Annotated in this window: 14 protein-coding genes; 7 read left to right on the top strand and 7 right to left on the bottom strand. The window is 72.5% G+C overall.

What is annotated here, in order from left to right:
- The first annotated feature begins 76 nt into the window (after nucleotides 1-76).
- Complete coding sequence (locus tag AC0NH5_RS13760; protein WP_474403452.1) at nucleotides 77-730, top strand: phosphotransferase; 654 nt, start codon at nucleotides 77-79, stop codon at nucleotides 728-730.
- Nucleotides 731-823: 93 nt separating this feature from the next.
- On the opposite strand, the gene AC0NH5_RS13755 is transcribed toward AC0NH5_RS13760, so the two are convergent.
- The 3 genes from AC0NH5_RS13755 to AC0NH5_RS13745 form a co-directional block, all read right to left on the bottom strand.
- Nucleotides 824-3,100 carry a putative bifunctional diguanylate cyclase/phosphodiesterase gene (locus tag AC0NH5_RS13755; protein WP_474403450.1) on the bottom strand — a complete coding sequence of 759 codons (2,277 nt, stop codon included), beginning with the start codon at nucleotides 3,098-3,100 and terminating at the stop codon, nucleotides 824-826.
- Between the two features lie 102 nt (nucleotides 3,101-3,202).
- On the bottom strand, nucleotides 3,203-4,747 hold the full coding sequence (locus AC0NH5_RS13750; protein WP_474403448.1) for an alkaline phosphatase D family protein: 1,545 nt from the start codon (nucleotides 4,745-4,747) through the stop codon (nucleotides 3,203-3,205).
- Nucleotides 4,748-4,802: 55 nt separating this feature from the next.
- Nucleotides 4,803-5,762, bottom strand: coding sequence for a carboxymuconolactone decarboxylase family protein (locus AC0NH5_RS13745; RefSeq protein ID WP_474403446.1), 960 nt, complete (start codon nucleotides 5,760-5,762; stop codon nucleotides 4,803-4,805).
- A 120-nt stretch (nucleotides 5,763-5,882) separates the two neighbouring features.
- Between AC0NH5_RS13745 and AC0NH5_RS13740 the strand changes: the two genes are divergently transcribed.
- Both AC0NH5_RS13740 and AC0NH5_RS13735 read left to right on the top strand, forming a co-directional pair.
- On the top strand, nucleotides 5,883-7,037 hold the full coding sequence (locus AC0NH5_RS13740) for a sensor histidine kinase (RefSeq protein ID WP_474403444.1): 1,155 nt from the start codon (nucleotides 5,883-5,885) through the stop codon (nucleotides 7,035-7,037).
- Nucleotides 7,034-7,696 carry a response regulator gene (locus tag AC0NH5_RS13735; protein WP_474403442.1) on the top strand — a complete coding sequence of 221 codons (663 nt, stop codon included), beginning with the start codon at nucleotides 7,034-7,036 and terminating at the stop codon, nucleotides 7,694-7,696. The genes AC0NH5_RS13740 and AC0NH5_RS13735 overlap by 4 nt, the downstream gene beginning before the upstream one ends.
- Nucleotides 7,697-7,772: 76 nt before the next feature.
- On the opposite strand, the gene AC0NH5_RS13730 is transcribed toward AC0NH5_RS13735, so the two are convergent.
- Nucleotides 7,773-8,291: a polyketide cyclase gene (locus AC0NH5_RS13730; RefSeq protein ID WP_474403440.1), complete on the bottom strand. Its 519-nt coding sequence runs from the start codon at nucleotides 8,289-8,291 to the stop codon at nucleotides 7,773-7,775.
- A 357-nt stretch (nucleotides 8,292-8,648) separates the two neighbouring features.
- Between AC0NH5_RS13730 and AC0NH5_RS13725 the strand changes: the two genes are divergently transcribed.
- Nucleotides 8,649-9,095 (top strand): Lrp/AsnC family transcriptional regulator, encoded by a 447-nt coding sequence (locus tag AC0NH5_RS13725; RefSeq protein ID WP_474403438.1) that lies wholly within the window; start codon nucleotides 8,649-8,651, stop codon nucleotides 9,093-9,095.
- A gap of 9 nt (nucleotides 9,096-9,104) precedes the next feature.
- Here AC0NH5_RS13725 and AC0NH5_RS13720 read toward each other — a convergent pair whose 3' ends face one another.
- Both AC0NH5_RS13720 and AC0NH5_RS13715 read right to left on the bottom strand, forming a co-directional pair.
- Complete coding sequence (locus tag AC0NH5_RS13720) at nucleotides 9,105-9,485, bottom strand: TIGR03668 family PPOX class F420-dependent oxidoreductase (protein ID WP_474403436.1); 381 nt, start codon at nucleotides 9,483-9,485, stop codon at nucleotides 9,105-9,107.
- Nucleotides 9,482-10,309 carry an LLM class F420-dependent oxidoreductase gene (locus AC0NH5_RS13715; protein ID WP_474403434.1) on the bottom strand — a complete coding sequence of 276 codons (828 nt, stop codon included), beginning with the start codon at nucleotides 10,307-10,309 and terminating at the stop codon, nucleotides 9,482-9,484. The genes AC0NH5_RS13720 and AC0NH5_RS13715 overlap by 4 nt, the downstream gene beginning before the upstream one ends.
- 195 nt (nucleotides 10,310-10,504) lie before the next feature.
- Between AC0NH5_RS13715 and AC0NH5_RS13710 the strand changes: the two genes are divergently transcribed.
- Together AC0NH5_RS13710 and AC0NH5_RS13705 are read left to right on the top strand one after the other, a co-directional pair.
- A complete protein-coding gene (locus tag AC0NH5_RS13710; protein WP_474403432.1) occupies nucleotides 10,505-11,074 on the top strand; it encodes a pyridoxamine 5'-phosphate oxidase family protein in 570 nt (189 codons plus the stop codon).
- A gap of 41 nt (nucleotides 11,075-11,115) precedes the next feature.
- Nucleotides 11,116-11,685, top strand: a complete 570-nt coding sequence (locus AC0NH5_RS13705; protein ID WP_474403776.1) for a maleylpyruvate isomerase N-terminal domain-containing protein — start codon at nucleotides 11,116-11,118, stop codon at nucleotides 11,683-11,685.
- A gap of 24 nt (nucleotides 11,686-11,709) precedes the next feature.
- Here the strand turns inward: AC0NH5_RS13705 and AC0NH5_RS13700 are convergent, their stop codons facing one another.
- Nucleotides 11,710-12,567 carry an SDR family NAD(P)-dependent oxidoreductase gene (locus AC0NH5_RS13700; protein WP_474403430.1) on the bottom strand — a complete coding sequence of 286 codons (858 nt, stop codon included), beginning with the start codon at nucleotides 12,565-12,567 and terminating at the stop codon, nucleotides 11,710-11,712.
- A gap of 164 nt (nucleotides 12,568-12,731) precedes the next feature.
- Between AC0NH5_RS13700 and AC0NH5_RS13695 the strand changes: the two genes are divergently transcribed.
- Nucleotides 12,732-13,562, top strand: a complete 831-nt coding sequence (locus AC0NH5_RS13695; RefSeq protein ID WP_474403428.1) for a helix-turn-helix transcriptional regulator — start codon at nucleotides 12,732-12,734, stop codon at nucleotides 13,560-13,562.
- Nucleotides 13,563-13,564: the final 2 nt, after the last annotated feature.

Raw genomic sequence — 13,564 nt, 5'->3', positions numbered from 1 at the left:
CGGATCGGGGACGTCGTCCACAAACCGGCGGCACCGTGGACGGCCACCGTGCACGCGCTGTTGCGGCACCTGGAGAGTGCCGGCTTCGACGGCGCCCCCCCGGGCCCTCGGCTTCGACAACCAGGGCCGGGAGATGCTGACCTACCTGCCCGGCGAGGTGATCGGCGACCGGATCCCGTGGCCCGGCTGGGTGTTCGCCGACCTGACCCTGATCCAGGCGGGGCAGTGGCTGCGCCGCCTGCACGACCTGACCGAGGGTTTCCGGCCGCCGGGGAAGGAGATCCGGTTCACCGGTGCCCGGATGCAACCCGGGATGGTCGTCGGCCATCAGGACGCCGCGCCGTACAACGCCGTGACGGCCGGCGGAAACCTGACCGGCTTCTTCGACTGGGACACCGCGGGGCCGTCGTCCCGCGAGTTCGACCTGGCCTTCACAGCGCTGTCCTGGGTGCCGCTGTACACCCCGGGCGCGGCCCTGCACCTCGGGTTCCGCCACCCGGAGGACCGATCGCGGCGGCTGCACCTGCTGCTCGACGCGTACGGCTACGACGGCGACCGTCGCGCCTTCGGGACTGTGGTGGTGCAGCGCGCCCGGCGGCAGGCCGGCGTGATGCGGGAGATGGCGGGCGCGGGCGATCCGGCGGCGATCGCGCTCCTTCCGGTCGCCGCCAACCTCGAACAGTCCGCCGACGAAGCCGAGGCGCTCCCGGAGGACTTCTGGAGCCGCTGAGGGTTCCACGCTTTTTCGTATACCTCGCCCGAGCCATCCTGTTGGTTGGGGGATCCCCCGCCGGAGGCAAAGCGGTCGGACCCCAACTGGCCGTCAGAGCTGCACGCGTGAAGCCGGCCCACGGGCTCGAACGGGGGAGATCCCCTGAAGCAGGAACTGATCGATCTGGTCGGCGGGCACCGGGCGGGCGAAGTGGAAGCCCTGGGCGTACCGATATCCCAGTGTGTGCAACCTGTCCGCCTGGTCCTGGGTCTCCACGCCCTCGGCCACCGCGCCGAGGCCGAGGGTCTCGGCGATGCCGCTCAGCGAGGCGGCGATGGCCTCCTGCTGGGGGCTGCCGTTGAGCTCGTCGATGAACGATTTGTCGACCTTGAGGGTGGTGACCGGGCAGGTGCGCAGCAGGGTGAGCGACGAGTGGCCGGTGCCGAAGTCGTCGAGGGCGATGCCGACGCCGAGGTCGCGCAACGCGTGCACGGTGGCGACGGCGGCGCCGCCCACGAACACTGCGGTTTCGGTGATCTCCAGGGTGAGGTCGTGCGGCTGCAGGCCGTGCCGCCGCAGCGTGGCGGAGACCAGGCCGGGCAGCTCCGGGTCGAGCAGCTGGCGGGCGGAGACGTTGATGCTGACCCGGGGTGCGGCGTCGCCGTGGCGGTGGCGCCAGGCGGCCGCGTCGGCGCAGGCGGTGTCGAGGACCCAGGCGCCCAGGTCGATGATCAGGCCGGTCTGTTCGGCGACCGGGATGAAGTCGGCGGGGGAGACGGCGCCGCCGCCGGCGGGGTGCCAGCGGACCAGCGCCTCGACGCCGTGGATGTGGGCCGACGGCAGTTCGACGATGGGCTGGTAGACGAGGCGGAACTCGTCGTTGTCCAGGCCGTGGCGCAGCGCGGCGGCCAGGTGGGCGTGGTGCTGGGCGGAGGCGTCGAGGGCCTCGGTGTGCGCCTCGAACCGGTTGGCGCCGACCCGCTGGGCGGCCTGCAGCGCCAGTTCTGCGCGGCGCAGCAGGTCGGGGACCTCGTCGCCGGCCGCGGTGGCGACGCCGGCGGTGATCGTGACCAGCAGATCGTGGCCGTTGATGCTGAGCGGCGCGCGGAACGCCTCCAGCAGCGCCTCCGGGTCGAGCGGGCCGTCGGCGAGGATGCCGAACTCGTCGCCTGCGAGGCGCGCCACCAGGGCCGAGCCGCCGGCGGTCAGCGTGATCCGGGCAGCGGCCTGGCGCAGGACGGCGTCGCCGGCGTCGTCGCCGAGGCGGTCGTTGAGCGCGGCGAAGTCGTCGAGGTCGCAGACTGCCACGGTGGTCACCGCGGTGCGCTGCAGGGCGGCGGTGAACGCGCGCCGGTTTGGCAGGCCGGTGAGGTCGTCGCGGCGGGCCTGGCCGGCGAGGCGGTCCATCAGCCGCCGGTTGTCGGTGAGTGCCGCGTGCTGGCGGACCACGACCAGCAGGATCAGCACCACGGTGCCGCCGGCGTGCCCGGCCGGCAGATGGCCCAGGTGCATGGTGACAGCGAGCAGCATCGTCGCGGTGACACCGACGGAGAGGTACGGGATCACGCTGACGGTGCGGCGCCGGGCCCGCCGGTTGGTCTCCGCGCGGGGCGGGCCGAGGTTGGCCAGGGTCTGCTCCCGGGTGGCGAACGCGAGCAGCACCGCGAACACGGGCATCACGATGGCCGCGGGGGCCAGGTGCGGCCAGGGCCGCACGAGCGGAGCGACCACCAGGGCCGCCGAGCCGAGCACGCCGACCGGGCTGAGGATCAGCAGCGACGGCGCGTGCACCAGGCCGGTGCCGCTCATCCCCACTTTGACCAGCGCGACCACCGTGGCGGAGGCGGTGGCCAGCACGATCATCCGTAACGACGTGGCGAGCGCGCCGTCCGGCGTCGGCACCGGCATGATCGACATGACCTGGAGCAGCACCTGGGCGGCGGCCACGCCGACGATCGCGACGTCCAGGAACATCGCGACGGTGGCCCGCCAACTGCGCGCCGGGCCGGGCAGGCGCAGCAACGCGGCCACCGCGATGCCTACCGCGGCGAGATAGAGCACGGCGGTGTGCGGGCGCAACGCGATCAGCTGGCCGGCCCGGTCGAGAGTGTCGAAGGCCTGGCTGAGGGTGCTCGCCGCCAGCACCCCGATGGCGCCGCCGACCCGGAGCCAGAAGACCCGGCCCGGGCCGTTCGCGGTGCGTGCGGCCAGCACGCAGCCGGCGGCGCCGGTGAGCAGGGTGGCGACCGCGAACGGCCAGAGGCACCAGGAGGGTACGGCCACGACCGTGCCGAGGACGCCGAGCAGCGCCGCGACCAGCGTCAGGACGACGGTGGCGATGACGAGGACAGCCGCCGTGCGGGCCGGCCGGGACATCAGTCGCTTCAACCTGCGATCCTTCGCTGGGCGCCACCTGCTACTCGGCGTCCCTCATCGGCGGGGCGTCACCGGTCCTGAGGTTTCGGCCGGCACCGCACCGGGCCCGGGATTTCAGGCCGGTACCGCACCAGGGCGCCCGCTTTCCACCACGAACGCCGCGTGGGTGTACTGCGGCGCGTCCCGGCGGGAGACTGTGGTCACCATCCGGGCCTCGGTGCGCATCAGGTCCCGCTCGATCCGGATCCGCTGGTGCCCGCGCCGGTCGCCGTCGAAGAACCGGATGTGCGGGTTGTATTTGATCATCGGCCCGTAATAAGGGCCGTAGACCGCCCGGTCGCCGTTCGACGAGATCGAGGTGCCGACGAACTCGGTGGCGACCACCGGCGAGCCGGGCTTGTCGAAGTCGGCGTGGATGTCGTTGACGAACGTCGAGTGCCAGTCACCGGTGAGCACCACCGGGTTCGGCACCCGGTTCGCGGTCCAGGCCCGGGTGAGCCGGTTGCGGGCGGCGGGATAGCCGTCCCAGGCGTCGTGCCAGAGCCGGTTCCCGGCGTCGCCGTCGTGGTCGAGGCGGGCCACCATCACGTTGCTGCCGAGGATGTTCCAGCGGGCGGTGGAGGCGGCCAGGCCGGCGTAGAGCCACTTTTCCTGCTCCTCGCCGAGCATGGTGGCGGCCGGGTCGTACTGGCCGGCGCAGGCGTCGCCCTCACCCCACGAGCAGGCCGGAGCCGTGCGGTACTGGCGGCCGTCGACGATGTCCAGCTGGGCGAGCCGGCCCCAGTGCAGGCGACGGTGGATCCGGGTGCCGGTCCTGCGCACCGGCTGGTGCTCGTACCAGGCCTGATATGCCGCGGCACGCAGCGCGGACAGGTCGGGACGTCCCTCGGCCTGAGTGCCCGCGTAGTCGTTGATCACCTCGTGGTCGTCCCAGGTCACCGCGAACGGGACCCGGGCGTGCGCGGCCTGCAGGTCCGGGTCGGACTTGTAGAGGGCGTACCGGATGCGCCACTGGTCCAGGCTGGTCGGGGCCGGGCGGGCGGCCTCCGGGACCGTGACGTTGCGGAGCCCGCCGTTCGCCGGGATGCCGCCCTCGTAGACGTAGTCGCCGAGGTGCAGGACCAGGTCCAGGTCGTCGCGGGCGATGTGGGCGTACGACGGGTAGTAGCCGTTGTCCCAGGACTGGCAGGAGACGGCGGCCAGGTTGAGCACACCGCCGGCGGAGCGGCGGGCGGGAGCGGTGCGGGTGCGGCCGATCGGGGAGCGGTGGTCGCGGTACGAGAAGCGGTAGAAGTACTCGCGGTCCGGGGTGAGCCCACCGGCCTCGACGTGCACGCTGTGCCCCAGCCGCGGCAGCGCCCAGGAGACGCCGTCGCGGACGATGTGGCGGAACCGTTCGTCGCGGGCGATCTGCCAGCGCACCGGCACAGCCACCGAGGGCATCCCGCCGCCGGACTCGAAGGGCTCCGGGGCGAGACGGGTCCACAGCACGACGCCGTCCTCGGTGGGGTCGCCGGACGCCACGCCCAGGGTGAACGGGTACTTCCGGGTGCCCGGGGTCGCGGCGGCCTCGTCGGCCGGGACCTGGGCGAGTGCGGCGACGCCGGCCACCGAGGCCACACCGGCGAGCAGCCGGCGTCGATCAAGATTCACGGTCATGCGCCTGGTTGTAGGCGGCCCAGCTGGCCGGGGGTTGGACCGGGCGTGAACGCTCTCAGTCGATGTCCTGGCCACGGACGTGGACAGCGCCACCGATCGCGCAGGCGGCGGCGATCCGGTCGACGGCGGTGACAGCGCCGAACGCCAGCAGCCGGATCAACTGCTCATCGGTGCGGCCCGGCCCGCGCCCGGCGCCGCGCCCGGCGCCGCGCCCGGCGCCGCGCCAGTCGGCAACAACGGCGTCGGTCAGGCGGTACGGCGCGACGCCGGCGAGCAGTGCCAGCCGGACGGCCGGGCCGGCGTCATCGGGGGCCGGCAGCGACCCGGCCGCCACCAGGCGGCGGGACTCGTCGCTCAGCGGGTCGCCACCGGCGTGCGCGATCGTCCGGAACGCTGCGTAGGCCGTACCGATGAAGGTGCCGGAAGCCCACGCCGGGATGTCACCCGGCGCAACCGGGCCGATCAGCTTGAGACTCTCGCCGGCCGGGACGGGCCGGCGCACCCGGCGGGAGAGCGCCGCGCCGGCCACCCGGCGCAGCGGGCTGACCGGAAGGAGCGAACCCGGACGCAGCGCGTCGACCATGCGGTTGATGAAATGGTTGACCAGCAGGGTGCCGAGGTATTCCGCCGCCGGCTCCGGCGCCGGCCGGGTGGGATCCCGGGCCCACGCCACGACGGCGGCATCCACCGGATCCGCGGGGGTCGCACCACGCAGGACCGCCTTCGCGAGGCCGTGCGCGCCGGCCGCGTGCAGCAGGGCGCCGTGCGCGTCGACGCAGAACGGGCACTGATTGGCCACCGCCACGGCCAGCGCGACGGCCTCCTTACGGGCCCGCGGTGCTTCGCCCGCGAGCAGCGACTCACGCAGCAGCGACCAGGTCGCGGCATGCAGATCGGGCGCCGCGGCCAGATGCGGCGCGAACGGCGCGCCCAGCTCACGGCGGGACTGGGCGAAGACGGCAGCGGTGGTCCCGGTGGCCGCGGCGACCGGGTCTGGGGTGATGTACCGGTACATGACCTCAGCCTGCGCGCGCCCGCCTCCCGGCCGCGTCGCCCGGCGGGAGCGAGGCCGGCTACTCCCGGGGGCGTACCCGCTACGCCCGTCGGGGGATGCGCGAGGCGTTACCGTCCACATATGAGAGTCGTAGGCCTGGCCGCGGGCGCCGCGCTGGTCGCCGTTGCCGGTGCGCTGATCGCCCCGCCCGGCCGGTCCGCGCTCGACGCGATCGGCCTGGCACTGTTGCTGGTCCCGGGTTTCTCGCTGGTCCTGCGGCGGGTCGCCCCGATCGTCGCGCTGGTCGTCACCGCCGCGGCCCTCGTCGCCTATCTGGTGCTCGGCTATCCCGGTTTCGGCGCGTCGGTGCCGGTGATGATCGCGGTGTTCACCGTGGTCACGGCCGGCCACCGGCGCCTCGCCGCCGGCATCGTGCTGGGCATCCTGGCGTTCAGCCCGCTCGACGCCGGGCCCGAGGCGGTCCAGCGCTGGGTCCTGCTGATGGGCTGGATCGTCGCCGCGGGCGTGCTCGCCGAGGTCCTCGTCCAGCACCGCGCCTATCTGCGCCAGGCCGAGGAACGCGCGGCCGAGGCCGAACGCACCCGCGAGGAGGCCGCCCGCCGCCGGGCCGGCGAGGAACGCCTGCGCATCGCCCGCGAGCTGCACGACTCCCTGACCCACTGCATCTCGATCATCAAGGTGCAGGCCGGCGTCGCCGTGCACCTGGCGCGCCGCAGCGGCGAGCCGGTGCCGCCCGCGCTGATCGCCATCCAGGACGCCGGCGCCGAGGCGATGCGGGAATTGCGGGCGACCCTCGACGTGCTGCACGGCGACGCGCACGGCCTGCATCAGCTGAAAGGCCTGGTGGACGGTGCGGGCCTGGCCGGGGTGCCGGTGACGGTGGAGCTCCGCGGCCGGGAACGCGAGCTGCCGGGGCCGGTGTCGGCCGCCGGATACCGCATCGTCCAGGAGGCGCTCACCAATGTGGGCCGGCATGCCGGGCGGGCCACCGCGACGGTAGTGCTCGACTACGGCGACGACGACCTGACGGTGGAGATCTCCGACGACGGGCCCGGCCCGCCCGGCGCACCGGAAGCGCCGGTCGCGCCGGGTCGCGGGCTGACCGGGATGGCTGAGCGGGTGGCCGCGCTGGGCGGTTCGCTGTCGGCTGTCGCAGGCCCTGCGGGCGGCTTTGTCGTACGCGCGAAACTGCCCCTGATCCAACCGAAGCTCGACCCTGGTCCGCCGGACCTCAGCGGTCACCAGCCGGCGCTCGGCGACCGGAACCCCGCGTGATCCGGGTGCTGCTGGTCGACGACCAGCCGATGATCCGCGCCGGCTTCCGCGCCCTGCTCACGGCCGAGCCCGACATCGAGGTGGTGGCCGAGGCCGGCGACGGCGCCCAGGGCGTACGGCTGGCCACCTCCCTGCTGCCGGACGTGGTGCTCGCCGACATCCGGATGCCCGTGCTCGACGGCATCGAGGCCACCCGCCGGATCGCCGCCGACCCGCGCCTCACCGCCGTACACGTGGTGATCCTGACCAACTTCGGCATCGACGACCACGTCTACGCCGCGCTGCGGGCCGGCGCCGCCGGTTTCCTGGTCAAGGACAGCGACCCGGAGGACCTGCTGCACGGCATTCGCCTCGCCGCCCGCGGCGACGCGCTGCTCTCCCCGTCGATCACCCGCAAGCTGATCGCCGACTACGTCTCCCGCCCCCGCCCCGGCAGCGAGTCGGTCCGCCTGGCCTCGCTCACCGCCCGCGAGCGCGAGGTGGTCGCCCTGGCCGCCCGCGGCCTCTCCAACGACGAGATCGCCACCGCCGTCGTGATCAGCCCCGCCACCGCCAAGACCCACGTCAGCCGAGCCATGATCAAGCTGGGCGCCCGTGATCGGGCCCAACTCGTCGTGATCGCCTACGAGTCCGGGCTGGTGTCGCCACCACGCCGTTAGGCCGGATCAGTCGGCTCATCTCCGCCCGCCGAACATCCACCGATGCACCTCGACGGACTGAGCGGGCGTCCGGCCCTCACTTCCGGGGCGTCCTTCGGCGTTGGTGACTCTCGGCGAGTTGCTTCCAGTTCAGCAATTGCCGGCGAGCCATGACGAGGTCACCGACGGACAGCACGGGGGCGGCCCAGCGGTTCGTCTCCACGACCACCTTGAGCAGCAGGCGGGTCGTGTTGTGCTCCTGGGGCACGAGCACGTAGGACAGGAACGCGCCCATGATGGTCCCCGTCAGCTGCTCTCCGGGGACGAGGGAGACAATCCTGCCCAGCTTCCGCCCGCCAGAGGCTGTGAACGGCTCTCCGACCGCAGCTTCGGGAAGGCCCACCAGCTGACGAGGGGAGCGGCGGCCGAGGTTGTCGATCCAGTCATAGGAGTACGGCGCGATCCTTACCTGGGCCACCCACGGCCATACCGTCGCGGTGTGCGCCGCAACGTGCACTCCCCGCCACACCTGTAACGCGTGTGGGCCGACGAACTCGTCGCACGGATAGTGGCGCAGCATCTCATCGTCGGTCACGCCCCACCGGTCACCGATCATGCGTCCATCTTCGCACCGATGCCGGCACCCCGATCTACCGCGATCCGAACGATGAGGGCCGGCACCCAAGACTATGAGCCACCGCACCGTCTTCGCCGCATCTCGGTCAACCGCGCGGAGGGATTGGCAGCGTGCCGAAGCTGAGCGCGTGCACGAGGAAGGAGACGGCAGCCTCGGCCGCGGGCCGAGGCGCGGATGCCGTACGAACTGACCGGCGTCGCGTCGAGCTTGAGGTCATTTCCGCGAGCATCTCGGCCTCGACTTCCCGGATCGTGGTGGTCGTGCACTGCCTCGCATGGGGGAGCTGCTGGTGCCCCTTCCGGGAACCGGGCCTTACGGGCAAGTAGTGTGACGGCCGTGGAAGAGATCGACCGGGCGATCGTGTCGGCCCTGACCGCGGACGGCCGCCTGTCGTACACCGACCTCGCCGAACGCGTCGGGCTGAGCGTTTCCGCCGTGCATCAGCGGGTTCGCCGCCTCGAGCAGCGCGGCGTCATCGCCGGGTACACGGCTCGTGTGTCGTACGAGGCGCTCGATCTGCCGTTGACCGCGTTCGTGGCGATCCGGCCCTTCGATCCGTCCCAGCCGGACGACGCGCCGGAGCGGCTCGCGCACCTCGCTGAGATCGACTCGTGTTATTCGGTCGCGGGGGAGGATTTCTACATGCTGCTCGTGCGGGTGAAGAGCCCGGCCGACCTGGAGCGCCTGCTGCAGGACATCCGGACGGCCGCGAACGTCACGACGCGCACGACCGTCGTCCTGTCCACACCGTACGAGAACCGGCCTCCGAGGATCGCCGGCTAGGGACAGACCCTAAGCGTTCCAGGCGGTCCATCTTTCGACCTGGATGCGCAGGAACGGGCCCGGCGGCGGCGTCGCAGCGTACTGCGGGTAGCGGGCGATCAAGGCGGGCTCCGGCTCGGCGGTGACCGTGGCCACGCCGTCGGCGCGCACCCACCACAGCGTGGACCAGTCGTCGTCGTAGTGGTCGGCCAGCACGCTGACGCGTGGCTCGTGGGCGATGTTCGTGAGGCGCTGGAGTTGCCGGTGCCGTTTCGGCTTGCCGTCGACCGCGGTGCTGATCACGTCGCCGACCAGCGCGAACACGATAGGGACCAGGTGCGGGGCGCCACCGGGGGTGACGGTGGCCAGCCGCGCGACGCGGGCGGTGGCGAAGCGTTCGGCCGGCGTCATCGGCCGTTGTACTCGCCGATCGCCTTCTCCCAGCGTTCCAGTTTCGCCTCGACGACACTCCACGGGCCGGACGGCAGCCAGGTCGACGCGCGGTGCACCCCGGCGTTGCCGAGTTGTTCCAGCACCCGGGGGTCGGCGGGGGCGCTGAGCACCTGCACCTGCAACGGGCGGTCGGCGCGGGAGCGCAGCTCGGCCATCCGGTCCGGCACGTCTTCGCTGTAGTTCGGGAACCAGCCGTCCCCGTACGCCAGGACCCGGTCCAGCACGGTCGGGCCGGCGCCGCCGACGAGCACCGGTGGCCACGGTTTCTGGGCGGGTTTGGGCCAGGACCAGATCCGTTCGAAGTTCACGAACTCCGAGCTGAAGGACGCCTCGTCCTGCGTCCAGATGACCTGCATGGCCCGCACCCGGTCGCTCATCAGACGCATCCGGGTGCGCGGGTCGGTCCCGTGGTTGGCCATCTCCTCGCGGTTCCAGCCCGCGCCGATGCCGAACTCGAACCGGCCGCCGCTGAGGTGGTCGATCGAGGCGACCTCCTTGGCCGTGATGATCGGGTCCCGCTCGGTGACCAGGCAGATGCCGCTGCCCACGCGCAGCCGCGAGGTGGCCGCCGCGGCGGCGGTCAGCGCGACGAACAGGTCGTAGGTGTGCCAGTACTTGCGGGGCAGCTCGCCGCCGCCCCCGTACGGCGTGTCCCGGGACGCCGGGATGTGCGTGTGCTCGGCGAAGAACAGCGCGTCCTGGCCGCGTTCCTCGATCCGCCGGGCCAGCTCGCCGGGCCGCATCGCGTCATGGGTGGGGAAATATCCGACTCCGAACTCCACTCCGCGAGTCTAGGCCGACCTCTTGTCACTCGTTCGGGTGACGCACCGGATGACCTACCGGCGGGTACGGCCGCCGTGCCAGCCGGTTCGCGGCGGCCGCAGTGATCAGTGCAAGTTGCAACGCTATGCAATCAGACGGTTACCCAGTGAAACTGTGCCGCAGCGGGGCGGAATCCGGTGCGGGAGGGAGCCATCGTGAACCACGGCGAGCGACTACTGCAGGACAAGCTGGGCACCCGGGAACGGGCCGACGTCTTCCGGGCGCGGCAGAACCGGCAGCAGCTCAACGATCGGATGCGGCACTTCATCGGGCGCCAGGAGATGATGTTCCTCGCCACCGCCGACGCGTCCGGCGCCTGCGACAGCACCTTCCGGGCCGGCCCGCCGGGATTCGTCCGGGTCCTCGACGCCGAGCGGGTCAGCTGGCCGGAGTACCGGGGTAACGGCGTCATGGCGAGCCTCGGCAACATCACCGAGAACGGCCACGTCGGGCTGCTCTTCATCGACTTCGAAGAGGTCATCGGCCTGCACGTGAACGGGACGGCGGAAATCGTCGAGGACCCCGAGGCGCAGCTGGACGCCCCGCCGGGACTGCGCGCGCGGCTGTGGGTGGTGGTGCGGGTGCACGAGGCGTACATCCACTGCGCCAAGCACATCCCGCGGATGGCCCGGCTGCGGCGCGGCGGGCCCGCCGGGACCGGGCGCCCGAAGAAGAGCGACTACTTCCTGACGGCCGCCGACTTCCCCGTCAACGGCGCGGTGTGACGGTGCCGGCGGCCGCGCTGTCTGGCAGCATGCTGACGATGATGGACGCGCGCGAGGTGATCGAGGCGAAGAGCGCGATGCTGGCGGCGCTGACCCCGGGCGCCGCCGGCGCCGACTGGGACGCCCCCGCAGGCTCGCTCACCTGGACCTGCCGGGAGACGGCCGCACACATCGCCCACGACCTTCTTGCGTACGCGACACAGCTCACGGCCCGTGCGCAGGACGCCTATCTTCCCCTGGACCTCGTGGTCCGCCCGGAAGCCACCCCCGCTCACCTGCTGCAGATCGCCGCCGGGTGCGCCGACCTGCTCGCCGCCGCGTTGCGTGCGGCCGGCCCGGCGGACCGTGCCTGGCACTGGGGACCGGCCGACCCGTCGGGCTTCGCCGCGCTGGGCGTCAACGAGATCCTGCTGCACACCCACGACATCACCACCGGCCTGGGGATCGACTGGACGATGCCGTCCGCGCTCTGCGCCGCGGTCCTCGACCGGCTCTTCCCGGACGCGCCCGATGGCGACCCGGCGGCTGCTCTGCTGTGGTGCACCGGGCGCGCCGCCCTTCCCGGCCGGCCCCGGCTCACCTCCTGGACACTGCGCGCCGCCCTCGATTGAGGCCCTCGCGCGGTCGTACCGATGTCAGGGTTGGGTGATGTCGGTGCTGAAGGCCAGCTCACGGCCCGCTTCGACGTCGGCGGTGAGACCTTCGATCCGGGCTTTCGCCAGGCCGTAGGAGTCGGAGCCGAGCACCTGGTGCAGCGGCGCCCGGCCCGACGTGGCGACCTCGATGACGGCGGCGGCCACCTTGACGGGGTCGCCGAGCTGGGTGCCGGGCATCGCCAGGTGTGCCTCGGTCATCTCCCGGATCGCGTCGTACCCGCCGGCCGGTTGCGCCGGCAGGCCCAGCGAGTGCGTGCGGAGGAAGTCGGTCCGCGTGTACCCCGGCTCGACGAGGTTGACCTTGATGCCGAAGCCGGCGACCTCGGCGGCGAGCGACTCGGACAGTCCCTCCAGGGCGTACTTCCCGGCGCAGTACAGGCCCCAGCCGGGGAAGGCGGTGAGCCCGAGAACCGACGAGACGTTGACGACGTGACCGCTGCCGGCGGCGCGCATGACCGGCAGGACGGCGCGCAGCACGTTCCAGACACCGAAGACCTGCACCTCGAACATCTGCCGCACCTCGGCGTCGGTGACCTCCTCGACCGCGCCGAGGAACCCGTACCCAGCGTTGTTGACCACGACGTCGACCCCGCCGAAGCGTTCGGTGGTGGCGGTGATCGCCGTGGCCACGGCCCGGTCGTCGGCGAGGTCGACCTCGAGCGGAAACAGGCGTGACCGGTCGGTGGTGCCCAATGCCGCGTCGAGGCGGGACATCGAACGGGTGGTCGCGGTGACGTTGTCCCCGCGGTCCAGGAGCTGCCGGACGAGTTCGAGACCGAGACCCCGGGACGTGCCGGTGACGAACCAGGTGGCGGGGCGGGTGGTCGGGTACGACATGACGGATCTCCTCGACGTGGTACGGCGGCTGGGGTGCCGGAACGAGATCCATGCTGCTGCCGGGCCCACCCGCCGGACACCGCTGACCTGGCCCAGCGCTGCCTGGGAACGCCATGTCCACCCAGCCGCTGTCGGTACGGCTCCGCGCTCGCCATCATGGACGTATGACCGGACGCACTGCCCTCGGCGACTTCCTGCGGCGATGCCGGGCCGAGATGCCGCCGGAGACCGCGGGCGTGCCCGGCAGCGTGCGGACCGGCCGCCGGGTCCGCGGGCTGAGACGCGAAGAGGTGGCCCAGCTCGCCGGCGTGAGCGTCGACTATTACACCCGGCTCGAACAAGGGCGGCACGCCAGCCCGTCGGCCGCGGTCGTGGACGCGCTCAGCCGTGTCTTCCAACTCGACGCCGCGGCCCGGGCGCACCTCGCCGACCTGGCCCGGCCGGCCCGGCGCCGCACGACCGCGCCACCCCAGCGGGTACGCCCGGCGATGCAGCAGATGGTCGCCTCCCTGACCGACCATCCGGCCCTGATCCTCGGCCGCCGCACCGATGTGCTCACCGCGAACGCGCTGGCCCGTGCCTTGCTCACCGACTGGACGCGGTTGCCGCCCCGGGAGCGCAACTACACCCGGTGGATCTTCCTGGACTTGGCCGCCCGGGACGCCTTCCTGGACTGGCCGACCGTGGCCCGCGAGGTCGTCGGCACGCTGCGCCTCTACGCCGGCCGCAATCCCGACGACGTGCGGCTCAACGAGCTCGTCGGGGAGCTGGCGATCAAGAGCCCGGAGTTCAACACCTGGTGGAACCGGCACACGGTCCACGAGCGTACGCACGGCACCAAGCGGATGCGGCACCCCGCCGTCGGCGAGATCACCCTGCGGTACGAGGCCCTCGCGCTGCCGGGGGACGAGGACCAGACGCTGTTCCTCTACACGACCGACCCGGGAAGCAGCTCGCACGACAATCTGCGCCTGCTGAGCCTGCTCGCGGACTGACC

The organism is Actinoplanes sp. 13 (genome assembly GCF_056134165.1).
The sequence above is the reverse complement of the archived record's forward strand: the minus strand, read 5'-3'. Positions and strand labels throughout refer to the sequence as shown.